The 19563-nt window shown below is 69.8% G+C and carries 16 protein-coding genes and 1 tRNA gene; 5 read left to right on the top strand and 12 right to left on the bottom strand.

The window, feature by feature from the left end:
- Positions 1-28: 28 nt before the first annotated feature.
- The 5 genes from Q9R19_RS01620 to Q9R19_RS01600 all read right to left on the bottom strand — a co-directional run bounded on the left by Q9R19_RS01620 (position 29) and on the right by Q9R19_RS01600 (position 6139).
- The gene (locus Q9R19_RS01620) at positions 29-835 is read right to left on the bottom strand and encodes an enoyl-CoA hydratase/isomerase family protein (RefSeq protein WP_311254604.1); all 807 of its coding nucleotides are present in this window, start codon (positions 833-835) and stop codon (positions 29-31) included.
- Positions 836-1095: 260 nt separating this feature from the next.
- Complete coding sequence (locus Q9R19_RS01615; RefSeq protein WP_311254603.1) at positions 1096-1587, bottom strand: FBP domain-containing protein; 492 nt, start codon at positions 1585-1587, stop codon at positions 1096-1098.
- Between the two features lie 54 nt (positions 1588-1641).
- Positions 1642-4329 carry a multicopper oxidase domain-containing protein gene (locus tag Q9R19_RS01610; RefSeq protein ID WP_311254602.1) on the bottom strand — a complete coding sequence of 896 codons (2688 nt, stop codon included), beginning with the start codon at positions 4327-4329 and terminating at the stop codon, positions 1642-1644.
- Positions 4326-5441, bottom strand: a complete 1116-nt coding sequence (locus Q9R19_RS01605) for a hypothetical protein (protein WP_311254601.1) — start codon at positions 5439-5441, stop codon at positions 4326-4328. The genes Q9R19_RS01610 and Q9R19_RS01605 overlap by 4 nt, the downstream gene beginning before the upstream one ends.
- Complete coding sequence (locus tag Q9R19_RS01600) at positions 5438-6139, bottom strand: hypothetical protein (RefSeq protein WP_311254600.1); 702 nt, start codon at positions 6137-6139, stop codon at positions 5438-5440. Before Q9R19_RS01600 ends, Q9R19_RS01605 begins: the two co-directional genes overlap by 4 nt.
- A gap of 56 nt (positions 6140-6195) precedes the next feature.
- On the opposite strand from Q9R19_RS01600, the gene Q9R19_RS01595 reads away from it, so the two are divergent.
- Together Q9R19_RS01595 and Q9R19_RS01590 are read left to right on the top strand one after the other, a co-directional pair.
- Complete coding sequence (locus Q9R19_RS01595) at positions 6196-6510, top strand: DUF2249 domain-containing protein (RefSeq protein WP_286299460.1); 315 nt, start codon at positions 6196-6198, stop codon at positions 6508-6510.
- 127 nt (positions 6511-6637) lie between these two features.
- Positions 6638-6904 carry a hypothetical protein gene (locus Q9R19_RS01590; protein ID WP_311254599.1) on the top strand — a complete coding sequence of 89 codons (267 nt, stop codon included), beginning with the start codon at positions 6638-6640 and terminating at the stop codon, positions 6902-6904.
- 46 nt (positions 6905-6950) lie between these two features.
- Here Q9R19_RS01590 and Q9R19_RS01585 read toward each other — a convergent pair whose 3' ends face one another.
- The 5 genes from Q9R19_RS01585 to Q9R19_RS01565 form a co-directional block, all read right to left on the bottom strand.
- The gene (locus tag Q9R19_RS01585; RefSeq protein ID WP_311254598.1) at positions 6951-7247 is read right to left on the bottom strand and encodes a hypothetical protein; all 297 of its coding nucleotides are present in this window, start codon (positions 7245-7247) and stop codon (positions 6951-6953) included.
- A 94-nt stretch (positions 7248-7341) separates the two neighbouring features.
- Positions 7342-7422: transfer RNA gene (locus tag Q9R19_RS01580), tRNA-Tyr, on the bottom strand.
- A gap of 120 nt (positions 7423-7542) precedes the next feature.
- Positions 7543-8463, bottom strand: coding sequence for a PfkB family carbohydrate kinase (locus Q9R19_RS01575; RefSeq protein ID WP_311254597.1), 921 nt, complete (start codon positions 8461-8463; stop codon positions 7543-7545).
- Positions 8464-8647: 184 nt separating this feature from the next.
- Positions 8648-12514 carry a DNA-directed RNA polymerase subunit beta' gene (gene rpoC, locus Q9R19_RS01570; protein WP_311254596.1) on the bottom strand — a complete coding sequence of 1289 codons (3867 nt, stop codon included), beginning with the start codon at positions 12512-12514 and terminating at the stop codon, positions 8648-8650.
- Positions 12515-12600: 86 nt separating this feature from the next.
- Positions 12601-16101, bottom strand: a complete 3501-nt coding sequence (locus Q9R19_RS01565; RefSeq protein ID WP_311254595.1) for a DNA-directed RNA polymerase subunit beta — start codon at positions 16099-16101, stop codon at positions 12601-12603.
- A gap of 264 nt (positions 16102-16365) precedes the next feature.
- Here Q9R19_RS01565 and Q9R19_RS01560 point away from each other — a divergent pair, with 264 nt between their 5' ends.
- The 3 genes from Q9R19_RS01560 to Q9R19_RS01550 all read left to right on the top strand — a co-directional run bounded on the left by Q9R19_RS01560 (position 16366) and on the right by Q9R19_RS01550 (position 18431).
- On the top strand, positions 16366-17235 hold the full coding sequence (locus Q9R19_RS01560) for a fused MFS/spermidine synthase (protein WP_311254594.1): 870 nt from the start codon (positions 16366-16368) through the stop codon (positions 17233-17235).
- Between the two features lie 87 nt (positions 17236-17322).
- A complete protein-coding gene (locus tag Q9R19_RS01555; protein WP_311254593.1) occupies positions 17323-17844 on the top strand; it encodes a hypothetical protein in 522 nt (173 codons plus the stop codon).
- 98 nt (positions 17845-17942) lie between these two features.
- A complete protein-coding gene (locus Q9R19_RS01550) occupies positions 17943-18431 on the top strand; it encodes a SprT-like domain-containing protein (protein WP_311254592.1) in 489 nt (162 codons plus the stop codon).
- 9 nt (positions 18432-18440) lie between these two features.
- Here the strand turns inward: Q9R19_RS01550 and Q9R19_RS01545 are convergent, their stop codons facing one another.
- Entirely contained in the window at positions 18441-18815 is a 375-nt protein-coding gene (locus Q9R19_RS01545) for a DUF3054 domain-containing protein (protein ID WP_311254591.1), read from the bottom strand.
- Positions 18816-18887: 72 nt separating this feature from the next.
- Positions 18888-19550: a 2-phosphosulfolactate phosphatase gene (locus Q9R19_RS01540; RefSeq protein ID WP_311254590.1), complete on the bottom strand. Its 663-nt coding sequence runs from the start codon at positions 19548-19550 to the stop codon at positions 18888-18890.
- Positions 19551-19563 lie beyond the last annotated feature (13 nt).

Below are 19563 nucleotides of genomic sequence, written 5' to 3'. Positions count from 1 at the left end.
ACGTGCGGAGGTGTCCGCCTCCCGGCACTCAGCGCGCGGACTTCCCGGATGCCGCGGCGAACGCCGCCACGCGCGCTCTGGCGTCCGCGGTGTCGAAGGCCTCGCCGATCGTGCGCGCCTCCTCGGCGAGCTGCTCCGGATAGGTGCGCGACGGCTGCGAGCGGATCAAGCGCTTGGCCTGCCCGTACGCTCCCGCCGCCCCCGCCAGCCAGAAGCGCGCCACCTGCTCGGCGCGCTCCCGCACGGCATCCGCCTCGGCATCGGCATCCCCGCCCGCCGGCACCGCCACCGCCTCGGCCACCAGCCCCCAGTCGACCGCCTCGGCCGCCGAGAGCATGCGGTCCTGCAGCACCAGCTGCAGCGCGCGACGCTCGCCGATCGCGCGAGCCAGCTGCGCGGTGACCGACAGGTCGGGCGTCAGGCCGACGTTCGCGTAGCGGCTGCCGATCTTCGAGCCGGCGCCGATCACCGCGTAGTCGCTGCACATCAGGATTCCGAGGCCGCCTCCGGCTGTGGTGCCGTGCGCGGCGGCGACCACGGGGACCGACGAGGTCGTCAGCGACAGGATGCCCTCGTTGATGACGTGCGCCAGCGAGGTGATGTCCTCGCCACCGCCGGTCCAGGTGGACATGGTCACCACGTCGCCACCTGCGCAGAACGCGCGCCCACTGCCCTCGAGCAGGATGGCGCGCACGTCGTCGCGGGTGACGGCCTCGGCGGTGGCGTCTCGCCACGCGTGGGCGAGATCGGCGTCGAAGGCGTTCAGGCTCGCCGGACGGTTGAGTGTGAGGCGGGCGAGCCCGTCGTCGACCGCAAGCAGGATGGACTCGGACATGGCTCTCCTTCGACGCGCAGATCTTGAGTGTCAGCCTAGCTGGGACTCAGGCCCAGAATTTCGCGGGTCCCGAATCGCGGGCTCCCTGCGCGCCAGGCCGCGATCCGGGACCCGCGACACGCTCGGGCATCCGGTCCCCTGTGCTCGCGGGTCCTGAATTGCGGGGTCGACGCCGTTGAGACCGCAGGATGGGACCCGCGAACCGCGCGGACGCGAAGCAGCGCGGACGGCCACAGCGCGCGGACGGCCACAGCGCGCACTCACTCCTCGCTGAGCACGCGGGCGACGAACTCCTCCATGCGCTGCCGCGTGCCGTCCAGGCGCTGATCGGCCTGGCCCGGCGCGCGCACCTCGTTCGGAGCCAGCGGATGCGCGATGCGCACGTTCTCGTGGCAGGACAGGTCGGCGCAGATGTACGTTCCCGCGCTGTCGCCCCTGCGGCCCTTCGCCCCGCCGCGACGCGCGGTCAGCAGAGCGACCTGATTGCCCGGCTGCAGCGTGCGGCAGATGTTGCACATCCCCGAGCGCACCCGCACGGGATCGGTGGCCCGCAGCACGATGCCCACCGGCTCGCCCTCGTGCTCGACGATCACCACGGCCCGGCGGCTGGACTCCGGGTCACGCCAGGCGAGGAAGTCGAGGTAGTCCCAGTCGGTGAGGATGAAGTCGTGCGGCATGCCGATCCGGTCGATCTCATCGGCATCCGCATTCCGGATCGCCGCGCGGACCTGAGGCTCGGTGAGGGGTCGCATCGGTTCAGTCTAAGAAGAATCGGATGCCGCGGCTCCGCGAACGCGCCTGCGGCGCTAACCCGTCACGGCGAACAGGCCGTGCGCGCCGCGCTCCGCATCGATCATGAAGTGCGAGACGAACGGATAGGTGCCCTTCTCGGGGAAGGTCAGCTCCACGAAGCCGCCCTGCGCGGGCTGCAGCCCGAGCGCCTGCGACCCGGTGTCCGCCGAGCGGTTCAGCAGGTAGGCGCCCTCCGCCCACACCGTGTCGAACTGCCCGCCGATCACATGGAAGCTCGTGGGGCGCTCGATCCCGGCATCCAGCACCCAGACCCGCACGCGCTCGCCGACCGCGGCCGGAAGCGGCGCGTGGTCGTACTGGTTCGCGTAGCCGTTGAACGTCACCAGGTCGGGGTCACGCGTAGCGATCCGGTCGGCATCCACTTCACCGCCGTCGTGATCGCCCACGTAGTACTCCCCCTGCACGAGCACATAGCTGCGGTCGACGGCCGGCAGGTCACGCGGCTCGATGACGACAGCGCCATACATGCCGTTCGCGATGTGGGCGGTCATCGGCATGGTCGCGCAGTGGTACATCCAGATGCCGGCGCGCGTCGCGGTGAACGTGTAGGTCAGTCGCTCTCCCGGCCCGATCGTGCGCATCGGCTCATCGGGCGCCAGCGAGCCCGCGTGGAAGTCGATCGAGTGTCCCATCGTGCCCTCGTTCACCAGGGTGACGACGAACCGGTCGCCGACCCTGCCGTGCATCACCGGGCCGGGCGCCGTGCCGTTGTACGTCCACAGCGTCTGCGTGATGCCCGGCGCCACCTCGGTCTTCTCGTCGCGGACGGTCAGCGTGATCTCGCGGGTGACGGGGGCAGCGGATGCCGGAAGCGGAGGGAGGGCCGCGTCGTAGGGCGCGAAGCCGGCGCCGGGCTCCGCGCCGGGCATGCCATCCATATCGTGGGCCGCCGTCGGTGTCGGGGAGGGGGAAGCGGATGCCGTCGGCGCCCCCGTCGCGACGATCTGCAGCGTCATGCCCATCTGCTTGTGCCCTGCGATCGAGCACCAGCCGTCGAGGTCGCTCGTGATCACGCCGACGTCGACGGTGTCGGACTCGCCGGGCGCCAGCCGCACGCTGGCGGCGCCGTTCGCGGTGACGAGGTCGTGGATCAGCTGCTTGTCCGTGTTGGTGATCTTGATGACCAGCCTGGTGCCGATCGGGACCTCGATGCGATCAGGCGTGAAGCGCATGTTCGCCGCTTCGACCTGCACGGTCTGCACCGGGGCATCCGCATCACCGGCCGGCGGCGAACCCCAGCCCAAGCCGATCGGGTCCGCTGCCGCGGCGCCCGCCACGATCAGCAGCACGGCGAGCAGCCCCGCGACCGCCTGCCCGGCGCGGCGCCCGTGCGGCTGCTCGCCCTCGGGGCTGATGGGTCCGTGCCTGCGTGCCGGCCGCTGCGCGGCATCCTCACCGGTGGCATCCGCCGCGTCCGCCGGAGGGACGACGGATGCCTTGGCCCAGCGCTGCGCGCGCATCGCGCGGAGCATCACGATCAGGAACGACGCCATCGCGATCAGGTACAGCACGGATGCCGCCACGCGCATCGTGCTCGAGACCGGCAGCGCGCACACGGCGAGCGCGGCATTGGCCACCGTGACGCGCAGCGGGCCTGCCGCATCGAACCCGGTGGTTCCGGCGCGCACCGGGGTGGGCCCGCCGCCGAGCACGACGGGGATCAGGTAGCTGAGGGCTCCGATCACCACCTGGGCGGCGAAGCCTGCGGCGAGGTAGGGCACCACCTGATGAACCAGGCGCGCGAGAGCATCGAACCCGGCCCCGTCTGCGAACGCGATGATCGTGCCGATCGCCAGCATCCCCACCGCTCCGGCCCACCAGACCAGCGCCATGCCGACGGACAGCGCCGCGAAGCTGCGGGGCGCCTTCCGCCGCGCCGCACGGAACAGCGACACGCCGATGATGATCAGTCCGGCCAGATACGCGAGCAGCCCCAGCGCCACCACGGGCAGCAGCTCGGCCACAGCACCGCCCGCGGCGATCAGCACGCCTGCGGCCATCAGCGGCAGTGCGCGCGCGGCCCCGGTCGCCGCGTGCTCGTCGGCGCGCGTGCGCAGGATCGTCGGCCACAGCGTCACGACCGTGCCGGCGACCGTCAGTCCGATCCAGCCCAGCACGTTCAGGAACGCGTGGGCGAGCACGAGGTTCGCCGCTCCGTCACCGCGCGCCAGCCAGGCGCCGAGCCCGGCGCCGATCGTCAGCAGCGCGGCGGAGGCGATGTAGTACCGGATCGTGCGCCCGAACCGTCCGGGCATGCTGCGGCGAGCGCGGAGGAGCAGGCTGATCGCGTGCCACGCCACGGCCGTGATCAGCGCGACCGCCCCGACCACCGTGACCGGCCAGCTGTGCCAGAGCACGCCCGCGATGACCACGGCGGCACCGGCGTTGGAGAGGATCAGCCGCGCGCTCTGCGTGCGACGATCCGCCTCGGTGGCCCGGCTGCGCAGCAGCGCGAACGCGAAGTACTGGCTCCACACCAGGATCGCGTGGGTGACCGCACCGAGCAGCAGCAGATGCAGCATGAGCCAGCCCGGCATCGGCAGCGCACGGTGGGCGATCGCGGCGATGATCGTCAGCAGCAGCCAGACCACGGTCGGGATGTCGCGCATCGGCCAGAAGCCGCGGTTCCTCGGGGCGGAAGCACGGCCGTCGCTCGGTCCGGCGGAGAGATTCGGCGTCATGCGGTGGCCCTTTCGGCATCCGTTCGGAAGGAGTTCTGCGGTGGCCCCACCACCGCACTGGCCACAGCGGTGAGCACGAACAGCAGCAGCGCGACCACGCCGAGCACCCCGCCGACGCGCCAGGCCACCGGCATTCCGAGCCCGTCGCCCAGCCACACCCGCACGACCAGCGCCACCTGCAGCAGGCCGATCGGCACCCAGAACGCCGGCCGGTACGGCAGCGGGATGCGCAGCACGGCGGGCAGGATCGTGGTGGCGTGCGCCATGATCATCGAGAACGTGTAGCCCAGGAAGACGCAGTGGATCACCGCGTCGTAGGCGGGCTGCGCCGACGGCTCGCCCAGCAGCAGCACGAGGCCTGCGACCGCCAGCCAGACGTAGCCGGCCAGGATGCACGCCGCCATGTACCGTGTGACGCCGCGCGCGCGGATGGTGCGACGGGCGACATCGTGCACCACCAGCCAGCCGGTGAGCGAGAGCAGCACCGCGCCCAGCGCGATCGCGCCGGCGTCGGGGAGGACGATGCCCAGCGCGAGTGCGCCGGATGCTGCCCAGGTGTGGATCAGCAGGCGGATGGCGGCCCGCGGACCCATCGTGATGCGCGCCAGCTCCACGCGCTCGGCGGCGATCGTGAGCACCAGGAACCCGATCAGCCACGGGATCACGCGCTCCATGCCGTCCTGCCCGATCCAGATCACCGCACCGCACAGGGCCAGGCCGGCCGCCAACAGCTGGGTCAGCAGGGCGGCGTCGTACTGCCGTCGCCAGAGAGGAACGTAGAGCAGCACGAAGGATGCCGCCCCCGCGGCCAGCACGAACTTGCCGGCCACCAGGGGAACGGGCGCGACGACGAGCAGGACGCCGCCGGCCCCGAGCAGCGCGGGTGCGATGAACCCGGCGGGGCGCGCGTACGCGGTGGCACGCTCGAGGCTGATCAGAGTGCCGACGAAGCCCAGCACCAGCAGCATCCCGTGCACCTCGGGCAGCCGCTCGGTGGTGACAGGGGCGGGCAGTCCGAGCAGCACCAGGCCCGCGTCGAGTCCGGCCAGGAGCGCCACGCCGGCGGGCAGCATCCAGAGCATCCGCGCCGGCAGGCGCGTGCGGGCGCTCACGAGGCGGCGCGCAGGTGCAGCAGGCAGCCGCCCTCGGCGCGCAGGGGCAGCAGCACGGCATCCGCGGCCTCGTCGCGAGAGCGCACGATGCCGGCGACCATGCCCTCGTGCACGGCGCAGACCACGTCGCTGCGGCGCGCGGCTGCCGCCAGCAGGGGGCAGCGGTGCAGCACGATCGCGTCGCCCGCATCGGCGGCGGGCTCGGGCGCGAAGCCCTGCTCGCGCATCAGGTCGATCACGAGCGCGCGCGTCGGGCCGGCGGCATCCGGATGATCTTCGGCGATCGCCGCACCCCAGCGGATGCCGGCGCTGCGCGCCCGGACGACCGGATCGGGTGCGGCGTGCGTGAGGGAGTCGGCCAGCGCGAGCGCGAGGCCCGCGTACGGGTTGACGACGTCGGCGGGCACCGCCTGCCAGCGCCAGCCGGGCCGCCCGCGTCCCTGCGCCTGAGCGCGGATGCGGCGGAGCCGGCCGTCCCGGCGCAGCCGCTCCAGATGCTCACGGACCGTGTTCTCGTGCAGCCCGGTCGCGGTGACCAGGTCGCTCGTGGAGACGGGGCCGTGCGTCTCGACCTCGCGCAGGAGCCGCTCGCGCGTGGAGGCATGGCGCCTGCCACCGGTATCGCGCCGGGGCTCAGCGTGCGCCGCGTGCGCGGCGGAGACGCGATCGGAGCCAGGGGCGGCGAGATTCTTTTCCACGGTGTTCATTGTAATAAAATCGCAGGGCAGATCCCCACCGAAGAGACGGAGACATCATGGGCCACATCGAAATCCACCGATCCAGGTCGGAGGCGACCGACCAGTCCCCCACGGCCGGCTGCACCTGCGGCGAGGTCGACGAGGAGCTTCCCGAGCTCGACGTGCAGACCATTCCGCATGCCGTGCGCCATGCCGCGATCTTCGGAGCCATCGAATCCCTGCGCCCCGGCGCGGCCATGGTGATCTCCGCCACCCACAACCCGGTGCCGCTGCTCACCCAGCTGCAGGCCAAGCACGGCGGCGCCTACAAGACCCGCTACCTGGACGAGGGTCCCGAGCGCTGGCGCATCCTGGTGCGCAACGCGGCCTGAGCGACTCATCCTGCACAGCCGGGCCGGTTTCACGACTTCTCCACAGTTCTCGTGATCCGGCCCCTCTGGTGTCGAGCGGCTGAGTACATTCGGTGACATCAGCCCGCGAGCGGAGCAGAATGGAGCCATGTACATGTCGGCCGACGTGATCGGAATGATCATCTCCCTCTTCGCCTTCGGGGTGGCGATGCTGGGCGGCGTCGGCTGGATGATCAGCCACCAGACCCGGCAGATCGACCGACGCTTCGACGCGGTCGACGTGCGGATGGACCGGTTCGAGACGCGGATGGACCGGTTCGAGACGCGGATGGAGCGCGTCGAGACGGAGCTGGTGGATGTGAAGATCGCGATCGCGCGATTCGAGGGCCCCGCGAAGCGCCTGCAACAGCTCTGATCTCCCGAGCGCCCTCGGTGAACGATGTGGCGGCGCCCGCTGCCGGTCACCCCAGCTGATCGAGCACCAGATCACCGCGGGTGTTCAGGTACTCGATCATGTGCTCGATCCGCTTCGGATCGATCTCGGGCATCGTCGAGGAGTCGAAGGAGAACACCAGCGGGATGCTGGGGTGCATCCACGTCGTGAGCCTGCCCCCTGTGCCGGCGGGATCGACGAGCCAGGTCATCATGAAGCTCTCGTGTCGGCGCAGCTTCGTGCCGATCACGATCTTCAGGTGGGCGAGCGTGACGTCGTCCACCTGGATCGGCGGACGCGAGCTGTTGTATTCGAGACTGCCCATGTCGGCAACAGTACGCCGAAGAACCCGCTGCGCACAGAGCGAACCCCTCCCGAACGACGTTCTGAGAGGGGTTCCGCCTGTGCTGTCCGCACGGTGGCAAGTACAGGATTCGAACCTGTGAAGCTTACGCGGCTGATTTACAGTCAGCTCCCTTTGGCCGCTCGGGCAACTTGCCAAGGCACCCCCGTCCGGCTTGTCCAGTCAACCGGGGGCACGAAGGTCAAGCATACCGTCCCGACGCGTGACGCGGGAAATCGAGAGCGATTCCCGCGCGAGCCGTTCCGACGGTGCCGTCTCAGCTGCCGAAGACGCCACGATCCGCGTCGGCGAGTGACTCGGGCGTGCGCAGCAGACCACCCTCCCCGCGCACGGTCGCGGCGGCGATCAGCATCGCCCGCTCCAGGAGCGCCTGCCAGCCGGCATCCGAGGTCGGCCGCCCCTCGACCAGGCCCTCGGCGACCGCCGCGAGCGTGGCGTCGCCCGCGCCCACGGTGTCGACGATGCGGCCCGGAAGCGTCGCGATCGGAGCGGTGAGCGCAGCGACGTCGGTCTCGAGCACCGCGCCGTCGGCGCCCGCCGTGGCCAGCACGGCGCCGGCGCCCAGCGTGCGCAACCGCCTGCGCAGCGCATCCAGGTCGCCGTCGTAGAGCAGCGCCGCATCGTCGGATCCCACCTTCACGAGCTCGGCCCGCGCGGCCAGCGACTCGAACCCGCGCACGAAGCGATCCCGATCGCGCAGCATGCCCGAGCGCGGATTCGGATCGATCACCAGTCGCGCGGCGCCGACGGCATCCGTCAGCGCCCGCGTCTCGGCCTCGACATCGAAGGGGAAGCAGCTCACCGCGACCAGCGCGCTCGCGCGGATCGCGTCGCGCGCGGCGTCGGAGTAGCGGATGCTGCGCCGCTGCGCCGCCTCGTTGAAGGCGTACTCGGGCTCTCCGCTCGCCGAGCGTCGCACCACCGCGCGCGACGAGCCGCGCTCGGACGGGCTGTCGATGAGCGTCACGCCGTGGTCGGCGAGATACTCGCGGATGTGGTCGCCCGCGGCATCCGCTCCGACCATCGCGATCAGCGTCGTCGGCACGCCGAGCCGGCGCAGCCCCACCGCCACGTTCAGGGCGGCGCCGCCGACCAGTTCGCGGACGCCGCCGGCATCCCGGATCTCATCGATCAGGGCGTCGCCGATCACGACGACGCCGCGGGTGTCTGTGCTCACCCCGCGAGACTATCGCGCGCGGGGCTGCCTCTTCGCCCTCGGGCCGATGCCGAGAAGAGGAGAACAGCCGAGAACAGGAGAGAACGGCGGTGATTCGTCCTGTTCTGGGTGTTCTCCTCTTCTGGGCAGACAAGAAAACGGCGGGCCTGCCCACAAGGAGCAGACCCGCCGTTCCCAGCAGCTATCAGTTATAGGTGCCGGGGGTGATGTCGTCGGTCGAGAACGCGTCGAAGTCGACGTAGCCGAAGTCGCCGTCGGCGTACGCCCCGTCGGATGCGAAGATCCGGTTCGGGTAGCGCTCGCTCTTGGCCTCCTCGGTCGCCTCGACCGTGATGTTGCGGTACTTCGACAGACCGGTTCCGGCCGGGATGAGCTTGCCGATGATGACGTTCTCCTTGAGACCGACCAGCGGGTCGCGCTTGCCCTCCATGGCGGCCTGCGTGAGCACGCGGGTCGTCTCCTGGAAGGATGCGGCCGACAGCCACGACTCGGTCGCCAGGGACGCCTTGGTGATACCCATCAGCTCCGGGCGGCCCGACGCGGGGCGCTTGCCCTCGGACACGGCCTCGCGGTTGATCTGCTGGTAGCGCTTCAGGTCGACCATCTCGCCGGGGAGCAGCGCCGTGTCGCCGTGGTCGACCACGGTGACCTTGCGCAGCATCTGGCGCACGATGACCTCGATGTGCTTGTCGTGGATCGGCACACCCTGCGAGCGGTACACGCCCTGCACGCCGCCGACGAGGTACTTCTGCACCTCGCGGGCACCCATGACACGCATGACCTCCTTGGGGTCGAGCGTGCCGACCTGCAGGGGCTGACCGACCGTGACGTGCTGGCCGTCCTCGACGAGGAGCGTCGCACGCTTCAGCACCGGGTAGACCACCTCTTCGTCACCGTTGTCGGGCGTGAGGATGACCTTCTTGGCCTTCTCGGTCTCCTCGATCGTGATGCGGCCGTCGGCCTCGGCGATCGGGGAGGCGCCCTTCGGGGTGCGCGCCTCGAACAGCTCCTGCACACGCGGCAGACCCTGGGTGATGTCACCGGCGGATGCCAGGTGGAAGGTGCGCATCGTCAGCTGCGTACCGGGCTCACCGATCGACTGCGCCGCGATGATGCCGACGGCCTCGCCGATGTCCACCGTCTTGCCGGTGGCCAGCGAGCGGCCGTAGCACTGCGCGCAGACGCCGACGGCGGAGTCGCAGGTGAGCACGGAGCGCACCTTGATGGTCTCCACGCCGGCCTCGACCAGCTTGTCGATGAGCACGTCGCCGACGTCCTCACCGGCCGAGGCGACGACCTCACCCGACTCGGACACGACGTCGGATGCCAGCGTGCGCGCGAACACGGAGTTCTCCACGTTCGGGTCGCGCGTCAGCACGCCCTGCGAGTTGACAGCGGCGATCGGGAGCTCGAGGCCCTTCGAGGTGCCGCAGTCCTGCTCGCGGATGATGACGTCCTGCGACACGTCCACCAGACGACGGGTCAGGTAACCCGAGTCGGCGGTGCGCAGAGCGGTGTCGGCCAGACCCTTGCGGGTACCGTGCGTCGCGATGAAGTACTCGGCCACCGACAGCCCCTCGCGGTACGAGGAGATGATCGGACGCGGGATGAGCTCACCCTTCGGGTTGTTCACCAGACCACGCATACCCGCGATGTTGCGGATCTGCAGCCAGTTACCACGGGCGCCCGAGGTCACCATGCGGTTGATGGTGTTGTCCTCAGGGAAGTGCTCCATCATCGCGGCCTGCACCTCGTCGGTCGCCGCCGTCCAGATCTGGATCAGCTCCTGACGACGCTCGGCGTCGGTGGTCAGACCCTTGTCGTACTGCGACTGGACCTTGGCGGCCTTCTTCTCGTAGCTGGCGACGATGTCGGCCTTCTCCGGGGGCGTGATGACGTCGCTGAGCGCGACGGTCACACCCGAGCGGGTCGCCCAGTGGAAGCCGGCGTCCTTGATGCGGTCCAGCGTGGCAGCCGTCTCGACCTTGGGGTACTCCTCGGCCAGCTTGTTGACGATCTGCGACAGCTTGCCCTTGTCGGCGACGCCGCGCACGAACGGGTAGCCCTTCGGCAGCGCGTCGTTGAAGATCGCCTGACCCAGCGAGGCGTCCACCAGGCCGTGGCGCTCGTAGCCCTCGGGGGCCTCGCCCTCGAGGAAGCTCAGACCCGGGATGCGGATGCGCACCTTCGCCTGCAGGTCGAGGGTGCCCTCGTCCTTCGCCAGCACGGCCTCGCCGACCGAGCCGAACGCACGACCCTCACCGAGAGCGCCCTCCTTGACCGTGGTCAGGTGGTGCAGACCGATGATCATGTCCTGCGAGGGCAGGGTGACCGGGCGGCCGTCCGACGGCTTGAGGATGTTGTTCGAGGCGAGCATCAGCACGCGGGCCTCGGCCTGAGCCTCGACCGACAGCGGCAGGTGCACGGCCATCTGGTCGCCGTCGAAGTCGGCGTTGAACGCCGCGCACACCAGCGGGTGGAGCTGGATGGCCTTGCCCTCGACGAGCTGCGGCTCGAACGCCTGGATGCCCAGACGGTGCAGCGTGGGGGCGCGGTTCAGCAGCACGGGGCGTTCGCGGATGATCTCCTCGAGCACGTCCCACACCTCGGGGCGGGTGCGCTCGACGGCGCGCTTGGCGGCCTTGATGTTCTGCGAGTGACCGAGGTCGATCAGGCGCTTGATCACGAACGGCTTGAACAGCTCCAGCGCCATCTGCTTGGGCAGACCGCACTGGTGCAGCTTGAGCTGCGGACCGACGATGATGACCGAACGGCCCGAGTAGTCCACGCGCTTGCCGAGCAGGTTCTGGCGGAACCGGCCCTGCTTGCCCTTGAGCATGTCGCTGAGGGACTTCAGGGCGCGGTTGCCGGTGCCGGTGACGGGACGGCCGCGGCGGCCGTTGTCGAACAGCGCGTCGACGGCCTCCTGCAGCATCCGCTTCTCGTTGTTGACGATGATCTCGGGGGCGCCGAGGTCGATCAGACGACGAAGACGGTTGTTGCGGTTGATCACGCGGCGGTACAGGTCGTTCAGGTCGCTGGTCGCGAAGCGGCCACCGTCCAGCTGCACCATCGGGCGCAGCTCCGGCGGGATCACCGGCACGACGTCCAGCACCATGGCGGCCGGGCTCATGCCGGTCTCCAGGAACGAGTTGACGACCTTCAGGCGCTTGATCGCGCGGATCTTGCGCTGGCCCTTGCCCTCGGAGATCTGCAGGTGCAGGTTCTCGGCCTCGGCGTTCAGGTCGAAGGTCTCCAGGCGGCGCTTGATCGACTCCGCACCCATGTGGGCCTCGAAGTACTGACCGAACCGGTCCTGCAGCTCGTGGAACACGTCGTCCTCGGGACGCAGGGCGCCCACCTCGAGCGTGCGGAAGTCCTCCCACACGCGCTCGAGCTTGGCGATCGCCTCGTCGGCGCCCTTGCGGGTGAGGGTCATCTCCTTCTCGGCGGCGTCCTTCACCTTCTTCTTGGCGTCGGCCTTGGCGCCCTCCGCCTCCAGGGCGGCGAGCTCCTCCTCCAGCTTGGCCATCCGCTCCGCGATCTTGGCGTCGCGGCGGTCGCCGAGCGTCTTCAGCTCGAGGCGGATGTTGTTCTCCTGCGTGGCGAGGTCGCGGTGACGAGCATCCTCGTCGACCGAGATCACCATGTACGCGGCGAAGTAGATGACCTTCTCGAGGTCCTTCGGCGCCATGTCCAGCAGGTAGCCCAGGCGCGAGGGCACGCCCTTGAAGTACCAGATGTGCGTCACGGGCGCGGCGAGCTCGATGTGGCCCATGCGCTCACGGCGGACGGAGCTCTTGGTGACCTCCACGCCGCAGCGCTCGCACACGATGCCCTTGAAGCGGACGCGCTTGTACTTGCCGCAGGCGCACTCCCAGTCGCGGGAGGGTCCGAAGATCTGCTCGCCGAAGAGCCCGTCCTTCTCGGGCTTCAGCGTGCGGTAGTTGATCGTCTCGGGCTTCTTGACCTCGCCGTAGGACCATCCGCGGATGTCGTCAGCGGTCGCGAGGCCGATTCGAAGCTCATCGAAAGTTGTTGCGTCGAGCACTTGTTCTCCTGTGTGGGAATTCTTTGAGAGAAGTCGGGGGCTTCGGCAGGCTCAGCGGCCCAGGGGCGCTGAGCCTGCCGAAGGAATCAGATCTCGTCGATCGATGCGGCTTCGAAGCGGCTGGAGATGTTGATGCCGAGCTCCTCCGCCGCGCGGAAGGCCTCGTCATCGGTGTCGCGGAGGTTGACCGCGGTGCCGTCGGCCGAGAGCACCTCGACGTTCAGGCAGAGCGACTGCATCTCCTTCATGAGCACCTTGAAGGACTCGGGGATGCCGGGCTCCTGGATGTTCTCGCCCTTGACGATCGCCTCGTACACCTTGACGCGGCCGAGGATGTCGTCGGACTTGATCGTGAGGAGCTCCTGCAGCGCGTATGCGGCGCCGTAGGCCTCGAGGGCCCACACCTCCATCTCACCGAAGCGCTGACCGCCGAACTGCGCCTTACCACCGAGCGGCTGCTGGGTGATCATCGAGTACGGGCCGGTGGAGCGCGCGTGGATCTTGTCATCCACGAGGTGGTGCAGCTTCAGGATGTACATGTAGCCGACCGAGACGGGCGCCGGGAACGGGTCGCCGGAGCGGCCATCGAACAGCTGCGTCTTGCCGGAGCTGTCGATCAGGCGCACGCCGTCGCGGGTCTCGCGGGTCGAGTCCAGGAGCCCTGCGATCTCCTCCTGGCTGGCACCGTCGAACACCGGGGTCGCGACCTTGGTGTTCGGGGCGACGTCGCGGGCGTCGTCGCCGAGCTTGGCAGCCCACTCCGGGTCGCCCTCGATCTTCCAGCCCGTCTTCGCGATCCACCCGAGGTGGGTCTCGAGCACCTGGCCGAAGTTCATCCGGCCGGGGATGCCGAGCGGGTTCAGCACGACGTCGACCGGGGTCCCGTCAGCGAGGAACGGCATGTCCTCGACCGGCAGGATCTTGGCGATGACGCCCTTGTTGCCGTGGCGGCCGGCGAGCTTGTCGCCCTCGGTGATCTTGCGCTTCTGGGCGATGTAGACCACGACACGGCGGTTGACGCCCGAGCCCAGCTCGTCGTCGCCCTCCTCGGCGTTGAACTCCTTGACGGCGATGATCGTGCCCTGCTCGCCGTGCGGGACCTTCAGTGAGGTGTCTCGCACCTCGCGGCTCTTCTCGTTGAAGATGGCGCGCAGCAGGCGCTCCTCGGCCGACAGCTCGGTCTCGCCCTTCGGCGTCACCTTGCCGACCAGGATGTCGCCGGGGCGGACCTCGGCGCCGATGCGGATGATGCCGCGCTCGTCGAGGTCCTTCAGCAGCTCGGGGCTGACGTTGGGGAGGTCACGGGTGATCTCCTCCTTACCCAGCTTGGTGTCGCGGGCGTCGACCTCGTACTCCTCGATGTGGATCGAGGAGAGGGTGTCGTCCTTCACCAGCTCCTGGCTGAGGATGATGGCGTCCTCGAAGTTGTGACCCTCCCACGGCATGAACGCGACGAGCAGGTTCTTGCCGAGCGCGAGCTCGCCGTTGTCGGTGGCGGGGCCGTCGGCGATGACCTCGCCGACCTCGACGCGCTCGCCCTCGCTGACGATGACGCGCTGGTTGTACGACGTGCCCTGGTTGGAGCGGTCGAACTTGCGCAGGTGGTACTCCTGCGTGCCGCCCTCGTCGAGCATGACGACCACGCGGTCGGCCGAGACCTCGCTGACCACACCGGCCTTCAGCGCGGTGACCACGTCACCGGCGTCGATCGCGGTGTAGCCCTCCATGCCGGTGCCCACCAGCGGCGAGTCCGAGCGGAGCAGCGGCACGGCCTGGCGCTGCATGTTGGCGCCCATGAGGGCGCGCTGCGCGTCGTCGTGCTCGAGGAACGGCACCAGCGAGGTCGCGACAGACACCATCTGGCGCGGCGAGACGTCGATGTAGCCGATCTCCTCGGGCAGGAACAGGTCGACCTCACCCGAACCGCCGCGCGGGCGGGCCAGTACGTGGCTCTCGGTGAAGGCGCCGTCCTTGGCCAGCGGCGCGTTGGCCTGGGCGATGTTGTAGTCCGCCTCCTCGGCCGCGGTGAGGTAGTCGATCTGGTCGGTCACCTTGCCGTCGATCACGCGACGGTATGGGGTCTCGATGAAACCGAACGAGTTGATGCGCGCGAACGTGGCGAGCGCACCGATCAGGCCGATGTTCGGACCTTCAGGCGTCTCGATCGGGCACATCCGGCCGTAGTGCGACGGGTGCACGTCACGGACCTCGACGCCGGCGCGGTCGCGGCTGAGGCCACCGGGGCCCAGGGCCGAGAGGCGGCGCTTGTTGGTCAGACCCGCGAGCGGGTTGTTCTGGTCCATGAACTGCGACAGCTGCGAGGTGCCGAAGAACTCCTTGATCGCGGCCACGACGGGGCGCACGTTGATCAGGGTCTGCGGGGTGATCGCCTCGATGTCCTGCGTGGTCATGCGCTCGCGGACGACGCGCTCCATGCGGGACAGACCGGTGCGCACCTGGTTCTGGATCAGCTCGCCGACCGCGCGGATGCGGCGGTTGCCGAAGTTGTCGATGTCGTCGGTGGCGACCCGGATCTCGGCCTTCTTGCCCGAGCGGATGCCCTCGTACGACTCGTCACCGCGGTGCAGGCGCACCAGGTACTTGATCGTCGCGACGATGTCCTCGACGGTCAGCACCGAGTCGGTGAGAGCGCCGGCCAGGCCGAGCTTCTGGTTGATCTTGTAGCGACCCACCTTGGCCAGGTCGTAGCGCTTCGGGTTGAAGTAGAAGTTGTCCAGCAGCGCGCGGGCGGCCTCGGCGGCGACCTGCTCGCCCGGACGCAGCTTGCGGTAGATGTCGCGGAGCGCGTCCTCCTTGGTGAGGATGGTGTCCTTCGCGAGCGTCTCCTCGATGGAGGGGAACCCGGCGAACTCGGCGAGGATCTCCTCGCTGGTCATGCCGAGGGCCTTCAGGAAGACGGTGACCGACTGCTTGCGCTTGCGGTCGATGCGCACGCCCACCTGGTCGCGCTTGTCGATCTCGAACTCGAGCCAGGCGCCGCGGCTGGGGATGACGCGCGCGGTGACGATGTCCTTGTCACTGGTCTTGTCGGGGGTCTTGTCGAAGTAGACGCCCGGCGAGCGGACCAGCTGCGAGACGACGACGCGCTCGGAGCCGTTGATGATGAACGTGCCCTTGTCGGTCTGCAGCGGGAAGTCGCCCATGAAGACCGTCTGGGTCTTGATCTCACCGGTGAGGTGGTTCATGAACTCGGCCTCGACGTACAGCGGGGCGGCGTAGGTCTTGCCGCGCTCCTTGCACTCCTCGATCGAGTACTTCTCCGGCTCGAGGTACGGGTTCGTGAACGAGAGCTGCATGGTCTCGCCCAGGTCCTCGATCGGCGAGATCTCCTCGAAGATCTCGCCCAGGCCGGAGACCTCGGGAACGTCGGTGCGACCGGCCTTCTTGGCCTCGGCGACGCGAGCCCTCCAGTCTTCGTTCCCGACGAGCCAGCCGAACGACTCGGTCTGCAGTGCGAGCAGATCCGGGACCGTCAGCGTGTCGGAGATCTTGGCGAACGAGAGGCGGGAGACTCCGCGGCCGTTCTTCTTGGTGGTGGATGTGGATGCGTTGCGAGCAGCAGCCAAGGGAGTAACCTCCGTGAGCCCCGGGCAAGGGGCTGGTCGATCCTGGACGTCGGTGGAGTGCACGCTCGAGAACTCAACGAGCCGACCACCATATGAGGGCACGGAGAAGCGAGCGCAACTACCAACTATACGTCCGTTTCGGCGACATGGCAAGTGGAGTCCTTGACCAATCCGGAAAGCTGCGGTATGGGCATCCGTCCCCGCAGCGCCCGGGTCGCTGAGCCCCTCGAAGCGTCGCGTCCCGCCATCGCTAGGCTCATCATCATGGGCCGGTCACGCGGGAGGGATGCCGAGAACCCGCGGGCGCGCCTCGATCACGGCGGGATCGCGGAGATCGCCCCCAGCGAGTTCGGCGGCGGGCACGAGCTGATCGTCGACGGCACCCCGCAGTCGCACGTGGATCTGGACGATCCGACCCACCTGCACTTCGAGTACATCGTGCGGATGGGCGCAGTCATCGATCAGCTCGGCTCCTCGGCATCCGACCCGCTCAGCGTCGTGCATCTGGGTGCCGGCGCGCTGACCCTCCCCCGCTACGTCGCCGCCACGCGCCCCGGTTCCCGCCAGCAGGTGATCGAGTGGGAGGCGCCCCTGATCGACCTGGTGCGCGAGCACCTTCCCCTGCCGCGCGGCGCCGCCATCCGCATCCGGATCGGCGATGCCCGCGAAGGGCTTCGCCGGCTCCCCCCGGCGCTGACCGGCAACTGCGACCTCGTCGTCTCGGACGTGTTCTCCGGAGCGCAGACCCCGGCCCACCTGACCAGTGTGGAGTTCTACCGCGAGATCGCGACGCTGCTCTCCCCCACCGGTGTTCTGCTCGTGAACGTCGCCGACGGCCCCGGCCTGGCCTTCGCGCGCCGGCAGGTGGCGACGGCCGCGGCGGTGTTCGCCGAGGTCGCGCTGCTGGCCGACACGCAGGTTCTGAAGGGGCGGCGCTTCGGGAACCTCGTGCTCGCCGCATCCGCCTCCCCCCTGCCGACCGACTGGCTGCCGCGGATGCTGGCCGCAGGCCCGCATCCGGCGAAGATCGCACAGGGAGACGAGGTCGTCGCCTTCGCGCACGGGGCCGCGCTGGTGACGGATGCGGATGCCGTGGCGTCGCCGCGGCCGGATGCGGGGCTGTTCCTGCGCTGATCCGGATGCTGTGCGGCAGGGCGTGGCTCGCGTCGTTCCCGGTCCTGGGCGGCACACTGGACTGTGCGCGGAGAGGAGCCAGCAGTCGTGAATTTGATCCAGGGTTACGACCCCGACACCCTTCGTGAGATCGTCAGCGAACGCGAGTGCCTGATGCGGCTCGACGAGATCGAGAATCAGCGCAGCCTGCCGGTACTGCTCGAGCGGGTGTGGCTGCTGAAGGTGCTCGACCGGCTCGACGAGGCGCTCGAGGTCGCCGAGGAGACGGTGCGCCAGGCGCGCATGGCCGGCACCCGCAAGGATCTGCTGCGCGCCCGCGTGCTGCACGCCACCGTGCTGCAGAACCGCGGGGCGCACGCCGCCGCCGCACTCGAGCTGGCGCACTGCGCCGGAGAGGCCGAGGGCCACGGCTGGGCCGGCATCGCCGCGTTCGCTCATCAGCATCACGGCAGGAACGCCTACGAGGCGCGCGACTTCGACGAGGCGCGGGAGAGCTTCAAGCGCTCGCTGTTCCTGCGCCGCGAGGCGGGTGCCGACGACACCGAGCTCGAGCAGGCGCTGCGCGCCATCGAGGCGGCCGAGCGCCGCAGCGCCGACGCGCTGGTCTGATCCGGGCCCCGTCCCCCTGGGTTGCTGAGCCCGTCCTCCGGGTCGCTGAGCCTGTCGAAGCGTCGCCCGATGTCGGCGCGGCGTTCTACGCTGATCCCATGGCCGATCTGAACCGCGTGCGCGTCTGGGCACAGGCGCTGATCGACCTGCACCTCGACGACACGTGGAGCTTCGACTTCGATCACGCCAAGCGGCGCGCGGGCCTGTGCGACTATCAGCGCCGTCGCATCACGGTGTCGCGGTACCTGGCGGCGCGGTTCGAGGACGACGACATCCACCAGACCCTGCTGCACGAGGTCGCCCACGCGATCGCGGGGTCCGCCGCCGGGCACGGACGCGAGTGGAAGCGCATCGCGCGCGATCTCGGCTACGTCGGCGGCACGACGCACCATGGCGAGACCGCCACCGAACTCGCCCCGTGGGTGGGCACCTGCCCGGCCGGTCACGTCTCGTACCGGCATCGCAGACCGGCCCGCGAGACGTCCTGCGCGAGGTGCTCGCGACAGTTCGATCGGCGCCACCTGTTCGTGTGGACCCGCCGCGAGATCACTGCCGCCGATCGCCGGGCGGCGCTGGTCCCGCGCTGACCCGGACGCTCAGTCCCGCCGGCGGCCACCGCGGTAGCGACGGACCAGCAGGGCGATCAGGCGCCAGCCGAGCAGGAAGACTCCGACCACCAGCGTCGCGACGATGATGAACGGGAGCTCAGCGGTGTCTCCGGACGCGATGCGCAGCAGCATCCCGCCCGCCACCGTCACGACCCACGCGATCACGCCCCAGCCCAGCGACCACGGGCGGCGGGGCCTCGCGGGCACGAGCGTCGCCAGCAGGTGCCCGATGACCAGCCCCACCAGGAACGGCCATGCCGTGATCAGGAACCCGGCAGGATCCTCACTGTGCGAAGCGCGCCCGATGACGGCGAAGACCAGCACGAGCACGGCGTCGACGAGGAAGGCGGGGAGGTACCTCATGCAGGAAACCCTATGCGCTTCCGGCGACCGGCCGGCGCGGCGCGCGGATGCCGCGAGCGCGCCCGCGCGGGTTCAGCGGAAGCGCACGAAGACCCCGTCCTCGAGCACGGGGACCGCATCCACGGCATCCGCCTGAGCCGCCTCCTCGATCGTCGCGGGACGGATGCCCGCCTCGGCCATCCGCGCGGTGGAGGCGACCCCGTCGGCGAGCTCGCGGCCCGACCCTGACGCGGCCAGCAGATGCCGCAGCGCGCGGCGCAGGGCTCGGAACGACTCCGCGGCCACGGCGCCGTCGGGCGAGGAGTGGTCGATGCCCAGGTCGACCAGGGCGGCGATCACCGCACCGGCACCGAGGTGATCCTCCACCGCGAAGCGCAGCTCGCCGGTGGCGGCCCGCTCCCCCGCGGCGATCACGGTCACCGAGGTGCGTGCGCCGCGGCGCTCCTGCAGCGTCATCACCGCGCGGGCGGTCGCCGCAGCGTTGCGGATGCCGCCGATCAGCACCACGGCACCGGTCTCGGCCGCGGCTGCCGCGACGGCCGCGCCGTTGGAGGACCACTCCCTGGCATCCGCCAGCTCGACGGTGCGCCCTTCGGCGGCCACGTTCGCCAGCGTGGACGAGAAGCGCAGCACATCCACGACCACGACCACGTCCGCAGGCGCCAGCCGCGCGACCCCCTCGACACCCCACTCGACGCGGACCTGGTAGTACGACTGATCGAACGGCGACGGCATTCGTCCAGCCTAT

The organism is Microbacterium sp. ARD32, assembly GCF_031844385.1.
GTDB lineage: Bacteria > Actinomycetota > Actinomycetes > Actinomycetales > Microbacteriaceae > Microbacterium.
This window is presented reverse-complemented; position numbering and strand designations above follow the sequence as displayed.

Bases quoted from the DNA above. Each gene is read 5' to 3' on its own strand.
- Q9R19_RS01595 (WP_286299460.1), top strand. From the start codon at position 6,196: ATGGGCCACATCGAAATCCACCGATCCAGGTCGGAGGCGACCGACCAG.
- Q9R19_RS01540 (WP_311254590.1), bottom strand. From the start codon at position 19,550: ATGCCGTCGCCGTTCGATCAGTCGTACTACCAGGTCCGCGTCGAGTGG.
- Q9R19_RS01560 (WP_311254594.1), top strand. From the start codon at position 16,366: ATGGGCCGGTCACGCGGGAGGGATGCCGAGAACCCGCGGGCGCGCCTC.
- Q9R19_RS01550 (WP_311254592.1), top strand. From the start codon at position 17,943: ATGGCCGATCTGAACCGCGTGCGCGTCTGGGCACAGGCGCTGATCGAC.
- Q9R19_RS01615 (WP_311254603.1), bottom strand. From the start codon at position 1,587: ATGCGACCCCTCACCGAGCCTCAGGTCCGCGCGGCGATCCGGAATGCG.
- Q9R19_RS01610 (WP_311254602.1), bottom strand. From the start codon at position 4,329: ATGACGCCGAATCTCTCCGCCGGACCGAGCGACGGCCGTGCTTCCGCC.
- Q9R19_RS01585 (WP_311254598.1), bottom strand. From the start codon at position 7,247: ATGGGCAGTCTCGAATACAACAGCTCGCGTCCGCCGATCCAGGTGGAC.
- Q9R19_RS01545 (WP_311254591.1), bottom strand. From the start codon at position 18,815: ATGAGGTACCTCCCCGCCTTCCTCGTCGACGCCGTGCTCGTGCTGGTC.
- Q9R19_RS01590 (WP_311254599.1), top strand. From the start codon at position 6,638: ATGTACATGTCGGCCGACGTGATCGGAATGATCATCTCCCTCTTCGCC.
- Q9R19_RS01620 (WP_311254604.1), bottom strand. From the start codon at position 835: ATGTCCGAGTCCATCCTGCTTGCGGTCGACGACGGGCTCGCCCGCCTC.